General features: G+C 75.5%; 19 protein-coding genes and 6 pseudogenes. 14 read left to right on the top strand and 11 right to left on the bottom strand.

Annotated features, from left to right (window positions below; translation table 11 throughout):
- Nucleotides 1-46 precede the first annotated feature (46 nt).
- The 7 genes and pseudogenes from rfaE2 (at nt 47) to MRQ36_RS22505 (ending at nt 6,633) form a co-directional block, all read left to right on the top strand.
- Nucleotides 47-1,435: pseudogene (gene rfaE2, locus MRQ36_RS34530) on the top strand (D-glycero-beta-D-manno-heptose 1-phosphate adenylyltransferase).
- Between the two features lie 65 nt (nt 1,436-1,500).
- Nucleotides 1,501-2,188: pseudogene (locus MRQ36_RS22530) on the top strand (SDR family oxidoreductase).
- A pseudogene (locus tag MRQ36_RS22525) lies at nt 2,185-3,151 on the top strand (glycosyltransferase family 9 protein). Before MRQ36_RS22530 ends, MRQ36_RS22525 begins: the two co-directional pseudogenes overlap by 4 nt.
- An 84-nt stretch (nt 3,152-3,235) precedes the next feature.
- Nucleotides 3,236-4,098, top strand: a pseudogene (locus MRQ36_RS22520) (alpha/beta fold hydrolase).
- Nucleotides 4,099-4,418: 320 nt separating this feature from the next.
- A complete protein-coding gene (locus tag MRQ36_RS22515; RefSeq protein ID WP_242798405.1) occupies nt 4,419-5,048 on the top strand; it encodes a hypothetical protein in 630 nt (209 codons plus the stop codon).
- Between the two features lie 174 nt (nt 5,049-5,222).
- Nucleotides 5,223-5,618 (top strand): hypothetical protein, encoded by a 396-nt coding sequence (locus tag MRQ36_RS22510; protein ID WP_242798403.1) that lies wholly within the window; start codon nt 5,223-5,225, stop codon nt 5,616-5,618.
- A 220-nt stretch (nt 5,619-5,838) separates the two neighbouring features.
- Nucleotides 5,839-6,633 carry an SGNH/GDSL hydrolase family protein gene (locus tag MRQ36_RS22505; RefSeq protein WP_242798401.1) on the top strand — a complete coding sequence of 265 codons (795 nt, stop codon included), beginning with the start codon at nt 5,839-5,841 and terminating at the stop codon, nt 6,631-6,633.
- Nucleotides 6,634-6,693: 60 nt separating this feature from the next.
- On the opposite strand, the gene MRQ36_RS22500 is transcribed toward MRQ36_RS22505, so the two are convergent.
- Nucleotides 6,694-8,211, bottom strand: a complete 1,518-nt coding sequence (locus MRQ36_RS22500) for an APC family permease (RefSeq protein WP_242798399.1) — start codon at nt 8,209-8,211, stop codon at nt 6,694-6,696.
- A 200-nt stretch (nt 8,212-8,411) separates the two neighbouring features.
- Here MRQ36_RS22500 and MRQ36_RS22495 point away from each other — a divergent pair, with 200 nt between their 5' ends.
- Nucleotides 8,412-9,065, top strand: coding sequence for a GPP34 family phosphoprotein (locus MRQ36_RS22495; protein WP_242798397.1), 654 nt, complete (start codon nt 8,412-8,414; stop codon nt 9,063-9,065).
- Nucleotides 9,066-9,105: 40 nt separating this feature from the next.
- Here MRQ36_RS22495 and MRQ36_RS22490 read toward each other — a convergent pair whose 3' ends face one another.
- Nucleotides 9,106-9,708, bottom strand: a complete 603-nt coding sequence (locus MRQ36_RS22490) for an N-acetyltransferase (protein WP_242798395.1) — start codon at nt 9,706-9,708, stop codon at nt 9,106-9,108.
- 211 nt (nt 9,709-9,919) lie between these two features.
- On the opposite strand from MRQ36_RS22490, the gene MRQ36_RS22485 reads away from it, so the two are divergent.
- On the top strand, nt 9,920-11,536 hold the full coding sequence (locus tag MRQ36_RS22485) for an alpha/beta fold hydrolase (protein ID WP_242798393.1): 1,617 nt from the start codon (nt 9,920-9,922) through the stop codon (nt 11,534-11,536).
- Between the two features lie 59 nt (nt 11,537-11,595).
- On the opposite strand, the gene MRQ36_RS22480 is transcribed toward MRQ36_RS22485, so the two are convergent.
- Both MRQ36_RS22480 and MRQ36_RS22475 read right to left on the bottom strand, forming a co-directional pair.
- Nucleotides 11,596-11,802 carry a GTPase activator gene (locus MRQ36_RS22480; RefSeq protein ID WP_242798391.1) on the bottom strand — a complete coding sequence of 69 codons (207 nt, stop codon included), beginning with the start codon at nt 11,800-11,802 and terminating at the stop codon, nt 11,596-11,598.
- A gap of 44 nt (nt 11,803-11,846) precedes the next feature.
- On the bottom strand, nt 11,847-12,749 hold the full coding sequence (locus MRQ36_RS22475) for a DUF72 domain-containing protein (RefSeq protein ID WP_242798389.1): 903 nt from the start codon (nt 12,747-12,749) through the stop codon (nt 11,847-11,849).
- A 126-nt stretch (nt 12,750-12,875) separates the two neighbouring features.
- On the opposite strand from MRQ36_RS22475, the gene MRQ36_RS22470 reads away from it, so the two are divergent.
- Nucleotides 12,876-13,382 carry a DinB family protein gene (locus MRQ36_RS22470; RefSeq protein WP_242798387.1) on the top strand — a complete coding sequence of 169 codons (507 nt, stop codon included), beginning with the start codon at nt 12,876-12,878 and terminating at the stop codon, nt 13,380-13,382.
- A gap of 114 nt (nt 13,383-13,496) precedes the next feature.
- Nucleotides 13,497-14,327 (top strand): hypothetical protein, encoded by an 831-nt coding sequence (locus tag MRQ36_RS22465; RefSeq protein ID WP_242798385.1) that lies wholly within the window; start codon nt 13,497-13,499, stop codon nt 14,325-14,327.
- A gap of 24 nt (nt 14,328-14,351) precedes the next feature.
- Here the strand turns inward: MRQ36_RS22465 and MRQ36_RS22460 are convergent, their stop codons facing one another.
- From MRQ36_RS22460 to MRQ36_RS22450, 3 genes are read right to left on the bottom strand one after another with little or no spacing between them, the layout of a single operon-like run.
- The gene (locus MRQ36_RS22460; RefSeq protein WP_242798383.1) at nt 14,352-15,053 is read right to left on the bottom strand and encodes a molybdopterin-dependent oxidoreductase; all 702 of its coding nucleotides are present in this window, start codon (nt 15,051-15,053) and stop codon (nt 14,352-14,354) included.
- Nucleotides 15,050-15,631: a TetR/AcrR family transcriptional regulator gene (locus tag MRQ36_RS22455; RefSeq protein ID WP_242798380.1), complete on the bottom strand. Its 582-nt coding sequence runs from the start codon at nt 15,629-15,631 to the stop codon at nt 15,050-15,052. Before MRQ36_RS22455 ends, MRQ36_RS22460 begins: the two co-directional genes overlap by 4 nt.
- The gene (locus tag MRQ36_RS22450; RefSeq protein ID WP_242798378.1) at nt 15,565-16,248 is read right to left on the bottom strand and encodes a hypothetical protein; all 684 of its coding nucleotides are present in this window, start codon (nt 16,246-16,248) and stop codon (nt 15,565-15,567) included. Before MRQ36_RS22450 ends, MRQ36_RS22455 begins: the two co-directional genes overlap by 67 nt.
- Nucleotides 16,249-16,354: 106 nt before the next feature.
- Between MRQ36_RS22450 and MRQ36_RS22445 the strand changes: the two genes are divergently transcribed.
- Nucleotides 16,355-16,816 carry a DUF427 domain-containing protein gene (locus tag MRQ36_RS22445; protein WP_242798376.1) on the top strand — a complete coding sequence of 154 codons (462 nt, stop codon included), beginning with the start codon at nt 16,355-16,357 and terminating at the stop codon, nt 16,814-16,816.
- Nucleotides 16,817-16,863: 47 nt separating this feature from the next.
- Nucleotides 16,864-17,694, top strand: coding sequence for a Pr6Pr family membrane protein (locus MRQ36_RS22440; RefSeq protein WP_242798374.1), 831 nt, complete (start codon nt 16,864-16,866; stop codon nt 17,692-17,694).
- On the opposite strand, the gene MRQ36_RS22435 is transcribed toward MRQ36_RS22440, so the two are convergent.
- From MRQ36_RS22435 to MRQ36_RS22425, 4 genes and pseudogenes are all read right to left on the bottom strand, one after another.
- Nucleotides 17,663-17,992, bottom strand: a complete 330-nt coding sequence (locus MRQ36_RS22435) for a P-II family nitrogen regulator (protein WP_242798372.1) — start codon at nt 17,990-17,992, stop codon at nt 17,663-17,665. The genes MRQ36_RS22440 and MRQ36_RS22435 overlap by 32 nt on opposite strands.
- Before the next feature lie 59 nt (nt 17,993-18,051).
- Nucleotides 18,052-19,593, bottom strand: coding sequence for a putative inorganic carbon transporter subunit DabA (locus MRQ36_RS33425; protein WP_278188623.1), 1,542 nt, complete (start codon nt 19,591-19,593; stop codon nt 18,052-18,054).
- 280 nt (nt 19,594-19,873) lie between these two features.
- A pseudogene (locus tag MRQ36_RS33420) lies at nt 19,874-20,716 on the bottom strand (putative inorganic carbon transporter subunit DabA); the annotation flags it as partial.
- 598 nt (nt 20,717-21,314) lie between these two features.
- Nucleotides 21,315-21,926: pseudogene (locus tag MRQ36_RS22425) on the bottom strand (proton-conducting transporter membrane subunit); the annotation flags it as partial.
- A gap of 463 nt (nt 21,927-22,389) precedes the next feature.
- Between MRQ36_RS22425 and MRQ36_RS22420 the strand changes: the two are divergent.
- On the top strand, nt 22,390-22,932 hold the full coding sequence (locus MRQ36_RS22420) for a carbonic anhydrase (protein ID WP_242798370.1): 543 nt from the start codon (nt 22,390-22,392) through the stop codon (nt 22,930-22,932).
- The last annotated feature ends 16 nt before the right edge of the window (nt 22,933-22,948 follow it).

The raw sequence follows: 22,948 nt of genomic DNA, 5'->3' as shown, positions 1-22,948 counted from the left end.
GGCCGCGGTGTTCGCCGCCGACCGTCGGTGACGCGCTGCTCGAGACGTGGCCGGCGCGGTGACCGCGTCGCCGGACGCCCCCGCCGGCTGGACGAACGGTCCGCGACCGACCGCCCTGCTCACCCGGCCTGGCCGCCCTGCTCGCGGCGGCCCGGGCGAGGTCGCCCTGGTCACCGCGCTCGCCGACGGCCGGCGGCGCGCGGCTGGAGAAGATCTCGCCGACGCCGGGGTCGAGGTGTACCCGATGCTGCCCGGCGCGACCGCCGAGAAGATCCGGCTCCGCTCCGGCGGGCAGACCCTGCGCGGCTCGACCGGGGCGGCGACCCGCAGTCGCCGGCCGAGCCGTCCGACGCGACGCTGGAGCTGCTCTCCACGCCTCCGCCATGCTGGTCAGCGACTACGGCCGCGGACTGGTCCGGCAGCCGACGTTGCGCGCGGCGCTGGCCGCCACCCGCCCCGGTGGTGTGGGACCCGCACCCGCGCGGTCCCGTCGCCGTGGCCGGCGCCCGGCTGACCACCCCCAACCTCGCCGAGCTGCGGCAGCTCACCGGCGACGCCGGGCCGTTCCGCGCTCTCCACCGCCACCCGGGCCGGGCACGCGCTGCGCCGACGCTGGCGGGTCGGCGCGGTCGCGGTAACCATGGGCGGGGACGGCGCGGTGCTCTGCCACTCCGGCAGCACCGCTGTTGGTCGTCCCGCCGCCCGCCGCCGACCGGGTCGAGGACACCTGCGGGGCGGGCGACCGGTTCGCCGCCACCGCCGCGCTGGCCCTCGGTGACGGGGCGCGGTGGCCGAGGCGGTCGGCGCGGCCGTCGCCGCCGCGTCCGCGTACGTGGCGGCGGGCGGGGCCGCCGGGCTGCACCGTGGGCAGGGGCAGCGGCCCGTCCTGGCCGCGGCCCGCACCACCGAGGAACTGGTGGCGAGGGTACGCGCCGACGGCGGCACCGTGGTCGCCACCGGCGGCTGCTTCGACATCCTGCACGCCGGGCACGTCGCCACCCTCCAGGCGGCCCGCCGGCTCGGCGACTGCCTGGTGGTCTGCCTCAACTCCGACCGCAGCGTCCGAGGGCTGAAGGGACCGGAGCGCCCGGTCAACCCGGAGCGCGACCGGGCCGGGCTGCTGGCCGCGCTGGACTGCGTGGACGGCGTCGTCGTCTTCGACGAGTCGACCCCGCACCAGGTGCTGGGCCGGCTGCGTCCCGACGTCTGGGTCAAGGGCGGCGACTACGTCGAGGCGGAACTGCCCGAGGCCGACCTGGTGCAGCGCTGGGGCGGCGACACCGTGGTGGTGCCCTACCTCGACGGGCGGTCCACCACCGACATGATCGCCGCGGCGCGCGCGGGCCGGGGCTCCGGCGACTGGCCGGCGACGACCGTGGCGCAACCGGCATCGGGACGACGGTCGCCCCGTCGACCGGAGGAGGGGGCACGATGAGCGAGCGGATCGTCAGGTCCGGGAACGGTCGCCGGCCGTCGGTGGGCGGCGGCATGAGCAGCGAACTGAACGGTGCGGCGACCGTCCTGGTCACCGGCGGGTCCAGCGGGCTCGGGCGCGGTGGTCGTCGCCGCGGTGGCCGGGCCGGCGGCCGACCGCTGGTGCTGGACCGGCAGCGCCCCGCCGACGGGGTGCCGTGGATCCAGTGCGACCTGGCCGACACCGCGGGCCGCCGAGGCCGCCACCCGGCACCTGGCCGAGCGGTCCGGCGGCCTGGACGCGGTGGTGACCGCCGCCGGGATGGACGTGCCCGGCCGACTCGCCGACGTGCCGGGCGAGACCTGGGACCGGATCGTGGCGATCAACCTGCTCGGCACCGCCGCGGTGGTCCGGGCCGCGCTGCCCGAGCTGGAGCAGGCGCACGGCACGGTGGTGACCGTGGCGTCGACGCTGGGCGTGAAGGCGGTCAGCGACGCGACCGCGTACTGCGCGGCGAAGTTCGGGGTGGTCGGCTTCACCCGGGCGCTCGCCGCCGAGCTGGCCGGGAAGGTGGGTGTGACGCTGCTGATCCCGGGTGGGATGCGGACGGCGTTCTTCGACGACCGGGACGAGCAGTACAGGCCCGGCCCGGACGCCGTCCTCAACGACCCGGCCGACACCGCCGAGGCGGTCCTGTTCGCGCTCTCCCAGCCGCCCGGCTGCGCGGTACGCGAACTGGTGGTCTGCGCCGAGCAGGAGTCGTCGTACCCGTGATCCTGGTGCTGCGGGCGCTCGGCGTCGGTGACCTCGCGACCGGGGTGCCGGCGCTGCGCGCGGTGCGTGCCGCGTACCCCGGTGAGGAGCTGGCGCTGGTCGCGCCGCGCTGGTTGGCGCCGCTGGTCGCGCTGACCGGCGCGGTGGACCGGCTGGTCGAGGCGGACGGGCTGGGCCACCTGTCGTGGTCCGGCCCGCCGCCGGACCTGGCGGTCAACCTGCACGGCCGGGGCCCGCAGTCGCACCGGATGCTGGCCGAGGCCCGGCCGCGCCGGCTGCTCGCCTTCGCCGACGCCGACGCCGGGCACCGGGACGGCCCGCGCTGGCGCCGACGAGCACGAGGTGGACCGCTGGTGCCGGCTGCTGGCCTGGTACGGCATCCCCGCCGACCGCACCGACCTGGCGCTGCGCCGGCCGGCGCCGGGGCGGCTGCCGACCGGGGTGAGCATCGTGCACGCGGGGGCGAAGGCCGCCCAGCGGCGCTGGCCGCCGGACCGGTTCGCGGCGGTGGCCCGCGCGCTGACCGACCGGGGTCACCGGGTGGTGGTCACCGGCAGTCCGGGCGAGCGGGACCTCGCCGTGGCGGTGGCCCGGCGGGCCGGGTTGCCCGCCGACGCGGTGCTGGCCGGGGCGACCGACGTCGGCGAGCTGGCCGCGCTGGTGGCGCACGCCCGGTTGGTGGTCAGCGGTGACACCGGGATCGGGCACCTGGCCACCGGCTACGGCACCCCGTCGGTGCTGCTGTTCGGGCCGGTGCCGCCGGCGCAGTGGGGGCCGCCGCCGGACCGGCCGTGGCACCAGGCGCTCTGGGTGGGGCCACGGCCGGCCATGGACGACTCCGGCGTCCATCCGGCGCTCGCGGAGCTGGAGGTGCCGGCGGTGCTCGCGGCCGTGCAGCGCAGCCTCAGACCGAAGGACGGGCCCCCTGTTAACGCCTCTGGTCGAGCAGGGGCCCCCTGTTAAGACCTCCGGTGGAGCAGGAGCCCTCGGTCGGCCACCCGCTCCACCCCGGTTACCCGTCGGTAGGTTACGGCGTAGGGTGGAGCGGTGAGCGGGGAGCCGGAGTACACGCAGGAGTTCATCGACGTCGACGGCGCCCGCATCGGGGTGCAGACGTACCCCGACCCGGAGGGCGTGCCGGACGCGCCGGTCGTGGTGATCTGGCCGGCGATGGGCGTGCGGGCCGCTACTACCGGCCGTTCGCGGCCGCGCTGCGCGCCGCCGGGCTCGGCGTCGTCGTGGCCGACCTGCGCGGCACCGGCGAGAGCACCCCGGCCCCCAGCCGCTCCTGCCGGTACGGCTACGCCGAGCTGGCCCGGGACGTCGACGCGGTGCTGGCCGCCCTCAAGCCCCGCCTGGACGGCCGGACCCGGCTGCTGCTCGGGCACTCCCTCGGCGGGCAGGTGGCGGTGCTGCACCAGGCCCTGTACGACGCGGACGCCGTGGACGGGCTCGCGCTGGTCGCGGTCGGGGTGCCGTGGTGGCGCGGCTATCCGGGTCTGCGCGGGTGGGGCGTGCTGCCGTACACCCAGGGGATCGCCGCCACCGCGCGGCTGCTCGGCGTCTGGCCCGGCTGGGGATTCGGCGGGCGGCAGGCGCGCGGGGTGATCCGGGACTGGGCGTACACCGCGCGGACCGGCCGGTTCCCCCGGCTCGACGGGGTGGACGCCGAGGCGGCCCTGCGCACCGTCCGGACCCCGGTGCTGGCGGTCAGCGTCGACGACGACCAGTACACGCCGCACCCCACCCTGGACCACCTCTGCGGCAAGCTGACCGCCGCCCCGGTGACCCGGCACCGCTACACGGTGGCCGAGGCCGGCGCCCTGCTGGACCACTTCACCTGGGTCCGCGCGGCGACGCCGCTGGCCGACCGCGTGGCCGACTTCGCCGCCGGCCTGCCCCGCCGCTGACCGGCGCCGCGCGCAAACCGGGGCGGCGGCCGACGCGCCGGACCGCCGGCGACCCGGAGCACGAGCAGGGCGATGTCGTCGCTCGGCACGTCGACCAGCTCGGCCAGCAGCGCGTCGCAGAACTCCTCCACCGGCAGGCCGGCCAGCCGGCCGCGTGGGCCACCATCGCCGAGGCCAGGGTCGACACCCGCAGACCGGTCACCCGTGCGATCCTTCCCCATCCCCCCGGCGGCGAATCCCACGCCGGCAGAAACCGGGGGCGTAGCAGCGCGGATGGCGGGTAAGCGGCACCGCCCGAACACGGTGGAGGGGGATCACAGATGTCCGAACGGCACACCGCACTGCGCTCGATGCACGACCTGGGCCTGGCGGCCTGGTTCGGTGGCTCGCTGATGGGAGCGCTCGGCGTCAACGGCGCGGCGGCACGGATCGACGACTCGACGCAGCGGCTCCCGGTGGCCTCGGCGGGCTGGGCCCGCTGGACCCCGGTGAACGCCGCGGCCATCGGCGCCCACCTGGCCGGCGCGGTGGGCGAACTGGTGACCGAGAGTCCCCGGGTCGCTGCCCAGGCGGGCGTGGCCAAGATGAGCGTGGTGAAGACCGCGCTGACCGTGGGCGCGCTCGCGGTGACCGGTTACAGCCGGTTGCTCGGCATGCGGTTGGAGAAGGCGGGCAACCCGCCCGTCGAGGGCATCACCGAGCCGCACTACCAGACGCCGGCGAACGTGGCGGCCAGCCAGCGGCAGATGAAGCTGCTCCAGTGGGCGATCCCGGCGATGACGGGCGCGCTGGTGGTGGTGACGGCGTACATGAGCGAACAGCAGAAGCCGTCCCAGGTGTTCCGCGGGATGCTCGGCCGGGCCGGTGGGCTGATGGCCGCGCCGAAGACGATCGGCAAGGTGGCCGCGATGGGTGCCGCCAAGCGGCACATGGCGATGTCCGGCAGCTGACCACGCCGACGCGCCCCGCGGCCGGGGCCCCACGACGAGGTGGGGCTCCGGCGGCGCGGCGCGTCGCCGCCCGCCGGCTCCGGCCCGCCGGGGACCACCCGGCGCACGCCGGCATGCCGGCGGCGGTCACGACCGATCGGCGTGGGCACCCCAGGAGCGACCAGCGAGGTGGCGATGAGCAGGAAGAAGAAGTCGGGCGGGGACGCCGACGGGCGGGGGCCGGAGTCGGTCGCCCCGTGGGGCACCACCGACGGGTTCGACGCCGGTCCGCCGTGGGGCGTCGGCGAGGACTCGCCGATGGACTCCGGCAGCGAGGAGACCGCCGTGTCGGACGGCCGGCGGGTGGACCGGCGGGCCGGCGCGCCCGCCACTCCGGGGCCGGCGGCCGGGCGGCACGGGTTCGGCCCGGTGGAGCCGACCCGGACCACCGAGGCGGGGCCGGGCGCACCGCCCGACCCGGCGCCGGCCCGGCGGTCCTTCCCGGACGACAGCGCCGGGGGCGACCTGCCGGACAACGCGCTGGAGGAGGCGACCGGCATGCACCCGGAAGGGGTCAGCCGGCGCGGCTGACGACCCACAACCTGAACCGCTGACGGCGGCCCGGATCACCGGGCCGCCGTCGCGTGCGCGGGCCTTCCGCGCGCAAAGGCATAGATGATCGTCCATAAAATCCGCCTCGGCAAGCCTGCGCGGAGCACATTTCCACCCGGTGCCGAATCCGGCGCCGAGGATGTTACCAGCGAGTAGACGACGTGTTACGAAGTGACCTCCCCCACACCGGAGGTCATGAATGCCCCGTCGCCTGCTCCCCGCCCTCGGCAGCCTCACCGCCGGGCTCCTGCTCGCCCTCGGCCTCGCCGCCCCCGCCTCCGCCGCCGGCACCGACTACGCCGCCCTCGGCGACTCCTACTCCTCCGGCGTCGGCACCAACAACTACGACGGCACCAGCGGCTCCTGCCTGCGCAGCCCGCAGTCGTACCCGCGGCTCTGGGTGAACAGCCACACCGTGGCCAGCTTCCAGTTCGTCGCCTGCTCCGGGGCCACCACCCGGGAGGTGCTGAACAACCAGCTCGGCGCGTTGAACTCCGGCACCGACCTGGTCACCATCTCCATCGGCGGCAACGACGCCGGCTTCGCCAACGTGGTGACCACCTGCCGGCTGGGCAGCGACAGCAGCTGCCTGAGCGCGGTGAACACGGCCAAGGCGTACATCAGCAACACCCTGCCGGGACGGCTGGACGAGACGTACCGGGCGATCCGCAGCCGGGCACCCGGTGCCCGGGTGGTGGTGCTGGGCTACCCACGCCTGTTCGAGCTGGGCTCCTGCGGCTTCGGCAGCATCAGCGAGTACAAGCGGAGCCTGCTCAACGGCGGCTCGGACACCATGTCCGGGGTGATCTCCGCCCGGGCCGGCGCGGCCGGGTTCAGCTACGTCGACGTACGCGGCCGGTTCGCCGGGCACGGGGTCTGTGCGTCCACCCCGTGGATCAACGGGACCACCTTCCCGGTCGTCGAGTCGTACCACCCGAAGGCCGCCGGGTACTCCGGCGGCTACCTGCCGGCGCTCGCCGCGGCAACCGGCTGACCCGCCAGGAACACCGAACGGCCCGACCGCTGATGCGGTCGGGCCGTTCGTCGGTCGGCGTCAGCGGTGGCTGGCCGGAGCCCAGAGCGGCCGCTCCGGCTCGGGCACGGGGTGCAGGCCCGGCTCGTGCAGGCCCTCCTCCGCGACCCGGCCGATCCGGGCGTACGCCTCGGGCCGGATGGACTTCAGCACGACGCCCCAGAGCAGGCCGATCAGCGCGGCGGCCATCGGGATGGCCGGCAGCAGCCACTTCAGGTACGCGGCGGTGTCCGGCGCCAGCAGCGCGTCGAAGTTGACCAGCATCACGACGAGGACGGTGCCCAGCAGCAGGGTGCCGAGAACCGGGGCGATGAGCCGCTGCCACAGCGACTCCGGTCCGGAGCGGCCCCGGAAGAAACCGACCACCGAGGCCGAGGTCAGCGTCATCAGCAGCACCACGCCGACCGCCGCCGAGCCGGAGAGCCAGGTGAACAGGTCGAGCAGCGGGTCCCGGCCGGCGACAGCGAACGTCATGAAGACGGCGATCGCCAGCACGCTCTGCACGATCGAGCCGGCGACCGGGGCACCGGACCGGTTCGAGGTGGCGCCCAGGAAGCGCGGCAGCACGTTCTCCCGGCCCAGCGCGAACAGGTAACGGGCCACGCCGTTGTGGAACGACAGCAGGGCGGCCAGCACCGAGGTGACGAAGAGGACGTTCGCGATGTCCGCGACGGCGCTGCCGGCGTACTGGCCGAGTGCGCCGAAGATCACACCGGGGCCCGCCTCGGCGGACGCCTTGGCGGCGTTCTCCGGACCGGTGAGGACGGTCAGCGACCAGGCCGAGAAGGCGTAGAAGAGACCGGTGAAGGCGACCGCGATGTAGGTGGCCCGGGCCACGGTGCGCCGCGGGTCCTTGACCTCCTCGCTGTAGATGGCGCCACTCTCGAAGCCGGTGAAGGCCGCGATGCCGAGCGCGAAGACCGCGCCGAAGCCGGCGGTGAAGAGGTTGCCGGGCAGGATGCCGTCGAAGGTGACCGTGCCGCCGGCCGGGTGACCGAAGGAGATCACGTCGAAGATGAGCACGACGATGCACTCCAGGCCGAGCAGGACGGCCAGCACGGTGGCGTTCAGGTCGATCCGCAGGACGCCGAGGAGGCCGACGACGATCCAGGCCATCACGGCCCAGACCCACCAGGACAGGTCGAGGTCGAACTTGCTGGCCATGAAGTCCTTGAGGACGAAGCCGAGCAGGCCGTAGAGGCCGATCTGGATGGCGTTGTAGGCGGCCAGCGCGATGCCGGAGCCGGCCACGCCCCCCGCGCGACCGAGACCGTTGGCGATGTACGCGTAGAAGGCGCCGGCGTTGGCCACGTACCGGCTCATCGCCGCGTAGCCGACGGCGAAGACGGCCAGCACGACGGCGAGCAGCACGAAGCTGAGCGCCGTGCCGACGTTGCCGGTGACGGCGTAGGTCGTCGTGACGCCACCACCGAGCACGGTCAGCGGGGCGGAGGCGGCGACGGTGAAGAACACCAGATGGGCGGTGCCGAGCCGACCGCGGCGCAGGCCGCTGTCGGCGAAGAACGGATCGGCGGACAAGTGGCTCTCCAGGGGGCGTGGGAGTTTCGGGGGATGGGACTTGCAGAGATCCTGGGGCAGAGTATTGGTGATCACGGATCGTCACAAGTCCACTTCGAATAACTATTTACAACGTTCGGCTCTCTGTCCGAATTGAACTGTCAGTGTTGATGCCGTACCGTGCCGTGTCGATGCTCACGGCCGCCCGCTGAGGGATACCGATGACCTACCACAGTGCACATTCCGTCTACCGGCTCGCCGATGCGTTGTTCCTGATCGGCCACGACGAGTTCTCCGGGAAGCCACACGGGGCCCTCGACCGGCTCAACTGCGCCCTGGCCGGCGCGGCACTCGCCGAGCTGATCTTCGAGCGTCGGGTCACCATCGACAACGGTGGGGTGATCGCGGTCGACCGGCGGCTCTGGCAGGAGCCGCTCACCGACCTCCTGGTGACCGAGATCATCGGCCGCGAGGGGGTGCACCCCACCCGGCTCTGGATCCGCTATCTGCGCGACCACCTGAACATCCAGGAGCGGGTCGGCACCCGGCTGGCGACCGCCGGGGTGGTCCGCCGGGAGCAGGGCCGCGCCCTGCGCCGCTCGGTCCGGTGGCCCGCGGTCGATCCCAACCAGGCGGCCTCGCCCCGGGTCCGCCTCACCGCCCTGCTGATGCGCCAGCAGCGCACCGAGCTGGACGCGGAGACCCTGCTGCTGGCGGCCCTGACCGGCGCGGTCGGCCTCGGGTCGAACGTCTTCGACGAGCAGGTGAGCGCGCGGATGCGCGACTGCCGCAGGTTCCTGCCGCCACCGCTGGACGGGCTGCACGGGGCGGTCGTCGCCGCCCTCGACGCCGCCACCGTCGCGGTACGCCGCTGACCGTCGCCCGCCCCACCGACGGTGGGGCGGGCGGTACGGGTCAGGCCGGGTCGCGCCACATCGGATAGAGGCTCGGGCCGTCGGGCAGGTCGAGGGTGACCTCCCGGCGGCCGAAGCCGTGCCGCTCGTAGAGGGCCGCGTTCCGCGGCGAGCTGGCCTCCAGGTAGGCGGCCGAACCGCGCTCGTCGAGCCGGGTGAGCTGGTGGCGCAGCAGCGCCGAACCGACGCCCCGGCCGTGGTGGTCCGGGTGCACCGCGATGAACGGCAGGTACCAGTGCGGCTGCTCCGGGTGGTTCGCGGTCATCAGCTCGTCCAGCACGGCGAACCGCTTGGCCGCGTCCGCGCCGATGGTCGGCTCCAGCGTCGCCAGCAGGTCCGGCTCGTCCCCGCCCGGCTCGCTGCCGTCGGCCGGCAGCCACAGGGTGGCGCCGGCGCCGTCGCCGGCCAGGTGCACCTCGCCGGCTTCCAGGGCCAGCGCCACGAACTCGCCGAAGAAGGCGGGGTGGGCCTGCGCCCGGTGCGCCTCGTCGGGGAAGATCCACCCGCTGACCGGGTCCCGCATGAACGCTTCCGCCAGGATCATGGTGACCAGCTGCGCGTCGTCGTGCGACGCCCGCCGGACCTCTCCCTGCCAATCAGACACTGGCTCTTCTCCCGAACCCTGGTCGCACCGACCAGCACAGTGGACACGGAACGCCCGGCAGGCTACCAGCGATCGGGCGGACCGCCGGTCCCGGTGCCCCGGCCGCGATCGATGTGACAGCAGCCCTTCCCTCGGTGACACCTGCGGTAGCAGACTCGGCACGGACACCGGGACCCGCAACGTCCCGGTGCGACAGATCGAAAGGGACGGTATGAGAAGACTCGTGGCGACCACCGCCGCCGCCGGGCTGATCCTCGGTGGCGCGGTTGCCGGTCCCGCACAGGCGGCGCCCGGGGCCCGACCCGCGGCCGCCCAGGTGTCCTACACCCCGCCGCCCGTCGCGTGGGGCGGGTGCGAGAGCCCCGGCCTGCAGCGCCGCGGCGCCGAGTGCGGGTTCGTCGAGGTGCCGCTCGACTACGCCCACCCGCACGGTACGACGATCAAGCTGGCCGTGTCCCGGATCCGGCACAAGACCCCGGACGCGCAGTACCAGGGCATCATGCTGGTCAACCCGGGTGGGCCGGGCGGCTCCGGCCTCACCCTGTCGGTGCTCGGCGAGTACGTGCCGAACGGCGCCGGCGACGCGTACGACTGGATCGGTTTCGACCCGCGCGGTGTCGGCTCCTCCCAGCCGGCGCTGGCCTGCGACGGCGACTACTTCGGCCACAACCGGCCGTTCTACGTGCCGGCCACGCCGAACCTGGAGAAGACCTGGCTGGCCCGCTCGAAGGGCTACGCGAAGGCGTGCGCGGCGGCCGGCGGCGACCTGCTGGACCACCTGAAGACCACCGACTCGGCCCGGGACATGGACAGCATCCGCAAGGTGCTGGGCCGGGACCAGATCAACTATTACGGCTTCTCGTACGGCACGTACCTGGGCCAGGTCTACGCGACGCTCTTCCCGCAGCGGGTCCGGCGGATGGTGCTGGACGGCAACATCGACCCGCGCAAGGTGTGGTACCAGGCCAACCTGGACCAGGACGTCGCCTTCGACCGGAACATCAAGCGCTACTTCGACTGGGTGGCGAAGCACGACGACGTCTACCACCTGGGCCGCACCGGTCGGGCGGTCGAACGGCTCTTCTACGCCCAGCAGCTCCGGCTGCTGAAGAAGCCGGCCGGCGGGGTGATCGGGCCGGACGAGTGGTCCGACATCTTCCTCCAGGCCGGCTACTACGTGTTCGGCTGGGAGGACGTGGCCCGGGCGTTCGCCGGCTGGGTGCACGACGGCGACTGGCAGACCCTGCAGGAGCTCTACGACAGCTCCAACCCGCAGGGCCCGGGCACGGACAACGGCTTCGCCGTCTACCTCGGGGTGCAGTGCACCGACGTGCAGTGGCCGACGAACTGGAACCGGTGGCGGGCCGACAACTGGCGGACCTTCGCCAAGGCGCCCTTCGAGACCTGGGGCAACGCCTGGTTCAACGCGCCGTGCATCTGGTGGGACGGCCAGGTCGGCAAGCCGGTGCAGGTCGACGGTCGCAAGATCGGCGGCATCCTGCTGATCAACGAGACCCTGGACGCGGCGACGCCGTACCCGGGCGCGTTGGAGGTGCGCAGCCGGTTCCCGAAGGCGGTGCTGGTCGAGGGCGTGGGTGGCACCACGCACTCCGGCTCGCTGAGCGGCGTGGCGTGCGTGGACGACACCATCGCGGCGTACCTGGCGACCGGCGCGCTGCCGGAGCGGGTCGGTGGCCGGCGTTCGGACGTGCAGTGTGATCCGGTGCCGCAGCCGGACCCGGCGGCCTCGGCCCGGACCGCAGGCCCGTCCCGGAACCCGGTCGACACCGACCGGCGGGAGCTGCAGCGGCTCATCGGCCTCCGCTGACCGGTGGGACGGGACGCCCGGGTCGGTGCACCACCGACCCGGGCGTCCCCGCGTCCGGTTCAGGAGCCGGTGCCGTCCTCCCCCGGTGCGCCCAGCGCGGACGGCTCCACCGGGTGACCGGTGTCGTCCACCAGGCCGGGGGCCATGCTGCCGCCGTGCGCCTCCTCGGCGTCCCGGGTCTCCGCCGGGTCCCGGTGGTCGGCCGTCGCGTCGTCCCGCTTCTCCCGCTCGCTCATCCGCTCCCCCTCGTCCGATCTCCTGGGCACCGCCGTACCCGGCGTCGACCGGGGAAAACCTGCCCGGGTGCGGCTCAGCCGACGGGCGCGGGCCGGGGGCCGGGGGCCTCGACGCCGAGCAGCCCGGCGAGCCGCGCGGCGTCCCGCTGCGCCTGGTCGCCGCAGCAGTTGTTCATCAACACGTGCAGTTCGGCGCACTGGTCGGCCAGCTCGGTCAGCAGCTCCGCCCAGCGGCCCAGTTCCTGCTCGCCGTACGCGTACCGGAACTTCTCCTGCTTGTCGCCGCTCTCCCAGGCGGTGCTGTGGCCGTGGAACCGGACCACGGCGAGGTCGGCGGTGGCGGTGAGGATCGGCGGCACCGAGGAGGCGTGGCCCTGCGGCATGTCCACGCAGACGTACGTCAGGTCGTGCTCGCCGAGGAAGGTGACCGTGTCCACCACCGCGTCCTCGGTGAACCAGGAGGCGTGCCGCAGCTCCACGCTGACCCGCCACGGCCGGCACCGCGCCGCCAGTTCGGTGATCCGCCGCTTGGCCGCGGCGCTGCGGGCGAACCACGGCGGGAACTGCAACAGCACCGCGCCGAGCCGGTCGGCCGCCGCGATCGGCGCCAGCACCGCGTGGAACCGGCCCCACAGCTCGTCGTACGCCCCGGCGGGCAGGTCGCGCCAGCGGATCCGGGTCGGCCCGCCGGCCGGTCGCAGGTCCCGGGGCAGCATGCTGACCGGGGTGTGGTGGCCGGTGAAGAGGCTGAACGCCTTGACGTCGAAGGTGAAGCCCGGTGGGCTGGCCGCCACCCACCCGTCGGCCGTCTCCGGCAGCGGGACGGCGTAGTACGACGTGTCCACCTCGACCAGTCCGAACCGCTCGGCGTAGTAGCCGAGCCGACCGGCCGGGGTGTTGGCCGCGCGCGGGTACCAGCCGGAGCGGACCAGCAGCTGATCCGCCCACGAGGACGTGCCCACCTTGATGACACCCATGTAGTTCAGTTCACCCCCGTTCGTCCGGATCGGCAACCGGGGGCGGCGGTCCGGTGTGGAAGACCGGGAACTGTCGGTGGCCGTTCCTATCCTGAGCCTCCTGTCGTGACCCGAAGGGCGGACCGCATGACCTCCAGCGACCAGCACCGCAGCAGCGAACTGGCCGACCTGCTCAGCACCCTGCAACGGCACCGGGGCTTCCTGAGACACACGGTGGCGGGGCTCGACGACGAGCAGGCCGCGCGCCGCAGCACGGTCAGCGAGCTCTGCCTCGGCGGCCTGATCAAGCACGTGGCGACGGTCGAGCGCAGCTGGACGCGCTTCATGGTCGGCGGAGCGGAGGCGATGCGGAGCGAGCCGGTCGACTGGGTCGGGCAGTTCCGGATGGCCGACGGCGAGACCCTCGCCGGCCTCCTCGACGAGTTCGACCGGGTGGCCGCCGAGACCGACGAGCTGGTCGGGACCCTCGACCTCGACGTCGCGCACCCGCTGCCGGAGGCGCCGTGGTTCGAGCCCGGGGCGAGCTGGTCGGTGCGCCGGGTGCTGCTGCACCTCATCGCCGAGACCGCACAGCACGCGGGGCACGCCGACATTCTCCGCGAGTCGATCGACGGGGCGAAGACGATGGGCTGACCTGCGGCCCCGCCCGGTCGGCAGCGGTGGTGGTCGATCTCACCGGCCCGATCGCCGCTGACGCGCGGGTTCCGATGTGACGTCGCGGCGGGTGACGGCGCTGAGGGACACGAGATGAACGCACATCGCATGGACTCCGAGACCGTCGAGCGGCTGCTCGTCGGTCGCGACGCCGACCCGCAGCACGGTCCGGAAGCGCTCGTCCGGCTCCTCACCGCCGTCCGCGCCGCTCCCCGCCCGACCGAGCTGGTCGGTGAGAGGGCCGCGCTGCACGCGTTCCGGATGGCGCGCAGCGGCTCGCCCACCGTGCCGGCGGCGCCACCCCGACGGCGGTTGCTGGCCGGCGTGCTCAGCGCGAAGGTCGCCCTCGCCGGTCTCCTGGTCGCCGGCACCGGCGGGGTGGCACTCGCCGCCGTCACCGGCACGCTGCCCGGCCCGCTCGGCGGCCGGACGGTGCCGGCTCCGCCGCCCAGCGCCTCCACCGACGCCCGACCGTCGCCGACCGGCGGGCCCGACCTGTCCGCCGCGCCGCCGAGCGGCACGCCCGGCCTGCCCGGTGCCGCGCCGGTCCTCCGTCAGCTCTGCACCGAATACCGGACGCAGCCGGGCGGGGAACGCCCTCGCGTGCTGGCGGCCCCGCGCTTCGCGGAGCTGGTCACCGCCGCCGGGGACCGGGACGGGGTGGACGGCTACTGTGACCGGCTGCTCGACGACCGGGCCCAGTCGGGCGCTCCCGCGGAGGCGACCCCGCCGGGCCGGTCGGGCGGGGCGCCGAACAGCCGGGTGCCCAGCCGGCCGGAGCGGATCCCGACCATCCCGGCCGTTCCGGCCACGCCGTCGAACCCGGCCACGGCGGTCATCCCCGGCACGCCGGCCACCACCGCCCACCGCCCGATCGGGCCGGCGGGCCAGGTGCAGGCGACCGTCCATCCCGACACCCACTGACCGACGGCTCCGGCGCAGGGCGGGTCACTCCGGATCGGACCGCTGGGGAGCCGGTCCGGACCGGTAGGCGCGGCGCACCGAGGGCTGGGTGTTACGCCAGACCGCCCGCCACACCGGGCCGGGCAGCAGCCGGCTGCGTTCCTCCCGGTCGACCCGCCCGCGCGGGTGGGCGAGCCAGCCCGCCGAGCCCGCGTCGTAGGCCAGCCGGTAGTCGAGGGCGCAGACGTGCCGGACGCTCTTGTACCCGTACGACCGGGGTACGACGAGCCGCAGCGGCGCCCCGTGCGGCCCGGTCAGCGGCTCGCCGTCGAGGCTGTCGGCGAGCAGGACGTCGTCGGCGAGGGCGTCATCGAGCCGCAGGCAGGCGCGGTAGCCGTCGAGGCCGGTGACGGTCACCCAGGTGGCGCGCGGATGCGGCCGGACGAGCCCGGTGACCAGTTCGTGCACGGCGGCGAACGGGACGCCGCCCCAGCGCAGCCCCGTCGCGGACCAGGTGGTCACGCAGTGCAGGGCGGCGTGGACCTCACGCCGGGACGGCAGGCCGGTCAGCTCGGCGACGGCCAGCTGGGTGGGGTGGCGTACGACGCCGCCGACGGTGAGCACCGGATGCGGCGGCGGCACCGGGACCACCCCGGCGAACCGGGGCAGCCCGAAGCGGGCCAGCGGGGCCGGACGCTGGCCCGGCGGCAGCGCCGCGGCGCCGACGTGGCCGGACGGCACGGTCACGTCCCCTCGGTGATCACACCGAGGGCCGTCTCCAGGTAGGCCGACCGGGCGGCACGGCTCTGCGGCATCAGTCCCGGCATCCGCACCATCAGTTGCAGGTGCCCGACATAGGTGGTGTAGGCGAGCACGGCCCGCCGGTCCGCCTCGTCGGCCGCGAAGCCGGCACCGGCGAAGAGCGCCCGCAGGGTCGCCAGCCGGCGCCGGACCACACGGTCCATCGTGGGCGCGACCAGCGGGTGGTCGGCCGCGGCCAGCAGGTTGACCTCCACCCGGGCGCGCAGCGGGTCGGCGCTGACGGTGCTGGCCAGGATCGAACGCACCCGTTCGGTGGGCGTCGCGGCCTCGTCCAGCCCGTCGATCACCGCCTGGGTGTGCTCCTGTTCCCAGCGGGCGAGCGCCGCGGTGACGAGTGCGTCCCGGTTGGGGAAGTGCCAGTAGAAGCTGCCCTTGGTGGCACCGAGGCGGACCGCGATGGGCTCGACGGCCACCGCCGCGACGCCCTGCTCACCGATCACGTCGAGGGCCGCCCGCGCCCAGTCCTCGGCGCCGAGTCGGCCGCGCCGCGCCTCCTGGCCCATCGCCGTACGGTACCGTCCGAGCCCGTCGCGACGAGGCAGGCCCGGCCGCCGGGGTCGCCCCGGGGCGGACGGCGACGCGGGTGGAGCCCCGTGCCCGCCCCACGCCGCGGGTCTCCTGGCCGGCCGGAGCCGCCGCGCGGCCCGCGTACCGTCGTCATCCGGCCGCCTTCGACCAGGACCAGCGCGCGGACCTGGGCGGCGAAGGCGGCGCCCAGCAGCAGCACGGGCGGCAGCGGGAAGGCCCGGACCGCGATCAGGGACGCCGCCCCGGTCACCGCCGCATTGAGCCGGGTCACCCGCGGATCCCGGTACGCCTGCGGCGCCGCCCCGCGGACGGCGAGGGTGAGCAGCCCGTAGCCGACCGCGAGCAGCGCCATGGTGAGGCTGAAGCCCTGGTGCAGGGCGGCGAGGTCGTGCCCAGTGCCGAGCAGCCGGACCGGGGTGGCCCGCATCGCGTCCAGGGCGGCGCGTTCGGCGGGTGACGGCGGGGTGAGCCGGGCGAGCAGAGTGACGCCGAGGTGGGCCGCTCCGACCGTGACAAGGCACCAGGAGCTGCATCCGACGGCGCGGCTCAGCCGCCGGTCGAGGGGCGGGGTGCCGGTGTGTAGCGGGTCCATAGCGGACCGCCTTCCATACGGTTACGTATGGATGGACGTTAACATACGGCACCGTACGGTTGCCAGGCCTTCGCAGCAAGGGTCCGGAGCTGGGTAGCGTGGTGGCATGGAATCGGTCTGGGACTATCCGCGTCCGCCCCGCCTCGAGCGCACCGGCCGCCGGATCACCGTGCGACACGCCGGGGTGACGGTGGTCGACAGCGACCGCTGCTGGCGGGTGCTGGAGACCTCCCACCCGCCGGTCTACTACGTCCCCCGGTCGGAGGTGACCGGGGCGCGGCTGGAGCCGGATCCGCGGCGCACCTGGTGCGAGTGGAAGGGCGAGGCCAGCTACTGGGACCTGGTGGTGGGCGAGGTCCGGGTCCGCGAGGCCGCCTGGTCGTACGAGGACCCCACCCCGGCGTACGCCGACCTGGCCGGGGCGGTCGCCTTCTATCCCGGCCGGGTGGACGAGTGCCGGGTCGACGGGGAGCGCGTCGAGGTGCAACCCGGGGACTTCTACGGTGGGTGGATCACCAGCGACGTCACCGGCCCGTTCAAGGGCGCACCCGGCACCCTGGGCTGGTGAGGTCGCCGGCCGGTGACCGGCCCCGGTCGGGCTGGTAGCTTGCCCCGATGACCCCGCGGCGTCGACGTGTGGCGATCGCCTTCCGCCTGGCGATCGTGTTCAGTGTGCTGGCCGGCATCGTGCTCACCGCCCTCGGCCCGGCCACGGTGACCGGCCTGCTGCCCTACTTCACCATCCAGAGCAACGTCGCGGTGGGCGTCTTCGCCGGCTACGCGGGCTGGCGGGCCTGGCAGGACCGCCCCGAGCCGCGGTCGGCGCTCAAGGGCGCGGTGACCCTCTACATCACCATCACCGGCGTGGTCTACCACCTGGTGCTGGCCAACCCGGCCAGCCCGTTCGCGATGGTCCAGCCGGACCGCGCCTTCGGCGAGGCCCTGGGCAACCAGTTCCTGCACACGATCGTGCCGCTGCTGGCGGTCGCCGACTGGGTGCTGTTCGACCAGCGCGGCCGGCTGCACCACCGGTACGCGGCCTGGTGGCTGGCGTTCCCGCTGGCGTACCTGGGGTTCGCGCTGGTCCGCGGGCTGATCGTGCACCGCTACCCGTACCCGTTCATCGACGCCGGACAGCTCGGCTACGACGGCGTCGGGGTCAGCGCGCTTTTCTTCGCGTTCGCCTTCTGGCTGCTCGGTCTCCTCTTCGTCGGCGTCGACCGGGGCCTGTCCCGCGGCCTCCGGCGGACCGCCGGGCGGGCCGCCCCGAACGGCGGGACCCGGACCGGCGGGCGGGCCGCCCCGGACGGCGGGACCCGGACCGGCCAGCCGGCCGCGCCCGGCGGGGTGGCCCGCCGGGCGGGCCCTCCGACGCGACCGGGCCGGATCGCGCGCCCGGCCCGGTCGGCCCCGCTCAGTCGGCCCGGAAGTAGTCCGGCCGGCTGACCCAGGTCTCGCCGACGAACATCACCCCGGGCCGCTGGTCGAGCAGGGTGCGCAGCCCGGTCACCACCGGCGCCGCCCGGTCCGGCGGCAGGACGGTGATGAGCAGCACCAGCCCGGCCCGCTCGTTGAACAGCAGCCGCCCCTCGTGGTTGCCGTGGTGGCCGAAGCCGGACACCCCGGAGAGGCTGGTCCAGCCGCTGACCCCGGCGGCGTGCAGCAGGTCCCGCACCGCCTCGACGTCGTCGCCACGGACCACGATCTCCACCTTGGTCATCCGGGTCAGACCCAGTTCGTTCATGACACGCTCCCAGCTTCGGTTCGACAGGACGGTTCGGTTCGGTTCGACGACGGGCGGGTTCAGCTCGACGGGACGAGGGTCGGGCGGGGCGCGTCCACGGCGGGGCCGGTCGCGGCCGGGGCCGGCGGGAGTTCCCGCCACCCGCCCTCGGTGGGCTGCCACCAGCCGCCGTCGGTCGGCTCGACGACGACCAGGTGGAGCCAGCCGCCACCGACCAGGTCCCGCAGGGCCGGGTTGCGCGCCAGGACGGCGTCGACGAGCGGGCGGGGCGCCCGGACCAGGGCGAGCAGGCGCAGTGGCTCGTGCACCAGCTGCCGCCCGTCGCTGACGGACTGCCGGGGCAGGCCGGTCCGCAGGTCGCCGCCGGCGCCGGAGAGGACCCCGATGCCGTCGCCGAGCACGGTGTGCACGGTCTTGGTGCCGGCACCGAACCGCTCCGGGTCCACGCTGGAGAAGTAGTACTGGAGGTTGATCCACTCGGCCACCACCAACGGCCCGGTCATGATCGTCTCGAGCGCGACGCCGTCCGGGTCGGTCGACCAGTCGTACGAGTGCAGGAAGGTCCGGCAGCCCAGGTCCCGGCCGGCGGTGAGGTCCCGGGGCGCGGCGACGAACGCGGCGTTGCCCGCCAGCGCCCACTCCGGACGGACCTGCGCCCAGTCCACCGACCGCCCGGGGAGCCGGCCGGCGTCGGGCCGGTCCGGCAGCCGACCGGCCCGCTCGGCGCGCAACCGCCGCCCCGCCTCGGCCAGGTACCCGACGAGCCGGTCGAGCCGGTCGGCGTGCCCGGCCGGCGCCGGGTCGAGGATCCGTACCTCGTCGGTGACCGTGTCGTGCTCGGCGGCGACGAAGCGGGTGGTGGCCGGCACGTCGATGCCCCGCCCGGCCAGCGCCGCCCGGACCGCCGGGTCGTTCAGCAGGGCGGCGGCCAGCCGGGCACTCACCCCGCCCCGGTTGCCGCCGCACGCCCCGCAGTCGAGCGCGGCGGCGTACGGGTTGTTGGCGCTGGTCGCGCCGTGCCCGCAGAGCAGCACCAGCGGGGCGAAGCCGGCGGTGAGGCCCATGGTGCGCAGGGTCGCCTCGGCGTAGTAGACCCGCTCGTCGAGGTCCAGCGCCCGCGCCAGGTCGGGGCCGCCGACCGCCGGGGCGTCCGGGCGGCCGGCCAGCCACCTCGGCGCGGCGGAGCGCAGCAGCAGCCCGGCTGCCGCCAGCACCCCGGCGACCTCGACGAAGGCGAACGCGCCCACCGGGTCGCCCTTCGCCCCGGCGTACGCCCGACGCCAGCCCTCCCGGACGCGACGCCGGGCGGTCCGGTCACCGCCGGCCGGCTCGGTGACGGTGGCGACCGGGCGCATCAGCACCGGGCAGCGGTCCCGGCCCTGGTCCGCGCCCTCGGTCTCGGTGCGGACCGGCAGCCCGAAGAAGCCGGCGAAGCCGAGGGTTTGCACCGGCGCGACGGCCTCCAGGTGCCGGCGCAGCCCTTCGGAGCGCACGTCGATGCAGAAGACCGCCTGGGCCAGCGGCGCGGCCGTGACCGGGGTCGAGGGCCGGTCGATCAGGTCGCGCAGCCGGCGGCGGTAGGCGTGCTCCGCGGCGGCCAGCCAGATCTCGGACTGGCGGTGCGGTGACAGCGTGTCGAGGACGGTCCGCAGCGCGGTGACCGACTCCGGCGGCAGCGCGTCGAGCCGGTCCGCGTCGAGATCGAGCAGCTGGGCCAGCCGGGCCAGCGGCGCGGGTCGACCGGACGGACCGGCGCGGGTCGACCCGTGCGGCGGTCGCCGCCCGGACGGCGGGCACCGTGCCCGGCACGTCCAGCCCCCGGGCGGCGGCGGCCCCGCCGAGCGCCAGCTCGTACGCGAGCCGGACGGCCAGCAGCTCCACCGGGCTCAGCGGGGGCCGGTCGCCGGGGTGGGTGGCGCGCCAGCGGGCGTACCCGGCCCAGCCGGGCAGCCGGGTGAACGACCGGCCCAGGTAGGCCGCCCACCCGGATTCCGGCACGTCGAGGGCGCGCAGCAGGGTGGCGACCGCGCGTTCCGGCGCGGACGGCAGCGCGCCGACCAGGCCGGCGAAGCCCACCACGCCGTGCCGGGTGAGGCTCTGGTCGGCGCCGGCCACGTCCCGCCACCGTGTCCAGCAGCCGGCCGCCGGGTCACCGGGGACGGGCCAGCGGGCCTGCGGACGGCCGCAGTGCGCGGCGAGCCAGTCGGCGAGCAGGTCGTCGACGGTCCGGGCGACCCGGGTGCCGAGCGCGTCGTCCAGCAGCTCGGCGAGCGTGCGACCGTCGGCCGCGTCCGGGCCGGTCACGGCGATCGTCGGGGCCGTCCCGGCCGCCGAGCCGTCCGTCGCCGGGTCCGCCGGGGACCCGGGGGTCGCCGCCCCCGGCACAGGAGCGGTGGTGGTCAGCGCGCGGGTGGCGGCGGCCAGCAGGGCCGGGCCGGGGACGGGCCCGTCGTGCGGGCCGTGCCGGAGCACGAGCCGGTGCAGCTCGGTCACCTCCAGTCGGCGCTGTCCCAGCCCGACCGCCGGTCCGCCGGGCAGCGCGGCGTCGGCCAGCGCGGCGGTCAGGTCGGCGTCGGTGATCTCGCCGGCCGCGTACCGGTCGCGGTAGTGGCCCGCCGGCAGGTGGGTGATGGCCCCGGACAGGGCGCGCAGCCGGGCCGTGGCGGCCGGGAAGGGTTCCCGCTCCAGGCCGGCCAGGGGGTTGACCGCGACGAACGTGTCCACCGGCCAGGCCGGCCCGACCAGGTCGGCGGCGGCGGCGACCGCGGCGGCGGCGGACCCCGTCGGCCCGGTCGACGGCGGGCACCCGGGGTGCGGGGACGGGACGCCGGTGGCCGGGCAGTGGCCGGGCGACGCCGTCCCGCCAGGCCCACCACCAGAGCCGGTCGAGCCGGTGCCGGGGCGCCAGCCGGACCAGCACCGCCACGCCCGCCAGCAGGGCGGCGGCGACCGCGACGCCCGCCGGGTGCACCGCGACGTCCAGCCCGAGCCACCGGTCGGCCAGCCGGCCGAGCAGCAGGTAGCCGCCGACCAGCCCGGCGACCGTGCCGGTCAGCGCCAGCGCGGCGCGGCGGGGCAGCGCCCGGTCGCGCAGCGCAGCGCCGAGCGCGGCCACCCCGGCGAGCGCGGCGAGCGCCGCCGTCAGCAGTCCGCCGCCGACCGCGAACTCGACCACGAGCACGGTCGCGGCCAGGACGGCCACCGCGGGGAGCAGTCGGTGGACCGGCCGGGGTCCGACCGGCGGCGGGGCCTGGCCGGCCGCCACCCGGGCCTGCACCGCGCCCCCGGCGGAGAGGAAGGCGTACGCCTTGTAGACGCCGTGTCCGACCAGGTGCACGGCGGCGAGACCGAAGGCGCCGAGCCCGATCTGGGCCAGCATGAAGCCCATCTGGGCCATGGTGGAGCGGGCCAGGCCGCCCTTGACGTCGGTGCGGACCGCGGTGAACAGGGTGCCGGCGGCGGCGGTGCCGAGACCGACCAGCAGGACGGCGGCGGTCACCGCGGGCACCGCGACCACCACCGGGGCGAACCGGATCAGCAGGAACCCGGCCACGTTGACCATGCCGGCGTGCAGGAAGGCGCTGACCGGGGTGGGGGCGTACAGGGTGGTGGGCAGCCAGCGGTGGGCGGGCAGTTGCGCGGAGCGGACCACGCAGGCGACCAAGAGGAGCAGCCCGACGGTGGCGAGCAGGGGGGTCGGCAGATCGGCCGCGCCGGCCCGGACGGCGGCCAGGTCGGTGTCGCGCAGCGCGACCGCCAGCAGCGCCACCGCCGCGAGGAGGGCGAGGTCGGCGAGGCCGAAGAGCCGGCGTACGCGGCGGACGGCGGCCCGCACCCGGGGCTGGTCGCGGTGGTGACCGAGCAGGCCGACCAGGCACCAGCCGGCCAGGGTCCACCCGATCCAGAGCTGCACCAGCCCGGGTGCGGTGGCCATGACCAGGGTGGCGGCGGTGGCGGCGGCGACCCGGGCCTGGAAGGCGGCGGCGGCCGGCTCGCCGTCGAGGTAACGGTGGGCGTAGCCGGCGACGACCGCCGCGATGCCGCAGACCAGCAGCACGAACAGCGCCCCGAACCGGTCCACGTCGGCGCCGAGGGTGACCGGCACTCCGCCCGGGGCCAGCCGGGCGTACGTCTGTGCGACGGCACCGTCCGCGGCGACCAGGACGAAGAGCGCCAGGGCCGCGGCAGCGGTGGCTGCGAGCAGTCGTACCACGATGCGGCCGGAGCGCCGCTGGTCGATGCCGGTCAGGGGGACGAGCGCGGCCACCGCCGGCAGGGCGAGGACCAGCGGGACGAGCGGAACGGACAGGACCATGACCACCTCCTCAGTCACACGAACCATAGAACACGTTTTTCATTTCGTGTATTGTGGCTCGCACAACAGTCGAGGAGACGACATGCCGAAGCCCACCGACGCACCGCTCCACTCACCGCTCGCGGCCCTGGCCGCGCTCCGGGCCGGGCACCGCCGCTACCTCACCGGCACGGCGCCCGCCTCGCCCGCCGGGACACCGGCCCCCACCGTCGCCGTGTTCGGCTGCGCCGACCCGCAGCCGGCCGCCGAGACGCTCTTCCCCGGGGTGGAGCTCTACGTGGTCCGGACCGCCGGGCTGGCCGTCGGCCCCAGCGTGCTGGGCAGCCTGGAGTACGCCGTCGACCAGCTCGGCGTACCCCTGGTGGTGGTGCTCGGGCACGACGGGTGCGGACCGGCGAGCGGCACGGGGGACAGTCAGGTACGGCGGACCGCCGCCCTGCTGCTGGACCGCTCCGCGCTGCTGGCACGGGCCGTCCACGAAAACCGGTGCGCGGTGGTCGGCATGTCCTGGCGGCCCGGGCCGGGCCAGGTCCGGCCGGTCCCCCGGGTGGTCCCCGCCCCGGCGACGCGGCTGCCCTCCCGGGCCCGCCCGCCCGCCGCCCGGCCGGCCGGGGCACCCCGCTGACCCGGCCCGGACCGGG

This window comes from Micromonospora sp. R77, from assembly GCF_022747945.1.
Taxonomy (GTDB): Bacteria; Actinomycetota; Actinomycetes; order Mycobacteriales; family Micromonosporaceae; genus Micromonospora.
Note: the sequence above shows the minus strand (reverse complement) of the source record. Positions and strands in the feature narration are given on the sequence as shown.

Bases quoted from the DNA above. Each gene is read 5' to 3' on its own strand.
- MRQ36_RS22435 (WP_242798372.1), bottom strand. From the start codon at position 17,992: ATGAACGAACTGGGTCTGACCCGGATGACCAAGGTGGAGATCGTGGTC.
- MRQ36_RS22420 (WP_242798370.1), top strand. From the start codon at position 22,390: ATGCCGAAGCCCACCGACGCACCGCTCCACTCACCGCTCGCGGCCCTG.
- MRQ36_RS22440 (WP_242798374.1), top strand. From the start codon at position 16,864: ATGACCCCGCGGCGTCGACGTGTGGCGATCGCCTTCCGCCTGGCGATC.
- MRQ36_RS22470 (WP_242798387.1), top strand. From the start codon at position 12,876: ATGACCTCCAGCGACCAGCACCGCAGCAGCGAACTGGCCGACCTGCTC.
- MRQ36_RS22495 (WP_242798397.1), top strand. From the start codon at position 8,412: ATGACCTACCACAGTGCACATTCCGTCTACCGGCTCGCCGATGCGTTG.
- MRQ36_RS22485 (WP_242798393.1), top strand. From the start codon at position 9,920: ATGAGAAGACTCGTGGCGACCACCGCCGCCGCCGGGCTGATCCTCGGT.
- MRQ36_RS22445 (WP_242798376.1), top strand. From the start codon at position 16,355: ATGGAATCGGTCTGGGACTATCCGCGTCCGCCCCGCCTCGAGCGCACC.
- MRQ36_RS22475 (WP_242798389.1), bottom strand. From the start codon at position 12,749: ATGGGTGTCATCAAGGTGGGCACGTCCTCGTGGGCGGATCAGCTGCTG.
- MRQ36_RS22465 (WP_242798385.1), top strand. From the start codon at position 13,497: ATGAACGCACATCGCATGGACTCCGAGACCGTCGAGCGGCTGCTCGTC.
- MRQ36_RS22455 (WP_242798380.1), bottom strand. From the start codon at position 15,631: ATGGGCCAGGAGGCGCGGCGCGGCCGACTCGGCGCCGAGGACTGGGCG.
- MRQ36_RS22505 (WP_242798401.1), top strand. From the start codon at position 5,839: ATGCCCCGTCGCCTGCTCCCCGCCCTCGGCAGCCTCACCGCCGGGCTC.
- MRQ36_RS22510 (WP_242798403.1), top strand. From the start codon at position 5,223: ATGAGCAGGAAGAAGAAGTCGGGCGGGGACGCCGACGGGCGGGGGCCG.
- MRQ36_RS22515 (WP_242798405.1), top strand. From the start codon at position 4,419: ATGTCCGAACGGCACACCGCACTGCGCTCGATGCACGACCTGGGCCTG.
- MRQ36_RS22450 (WP_242798378.1), bottom strand. From the start codon at position 16,248: ATGGACCCGCTACACACCGGCACCCCGCCCCTCGACCGGCGGCTGAGC.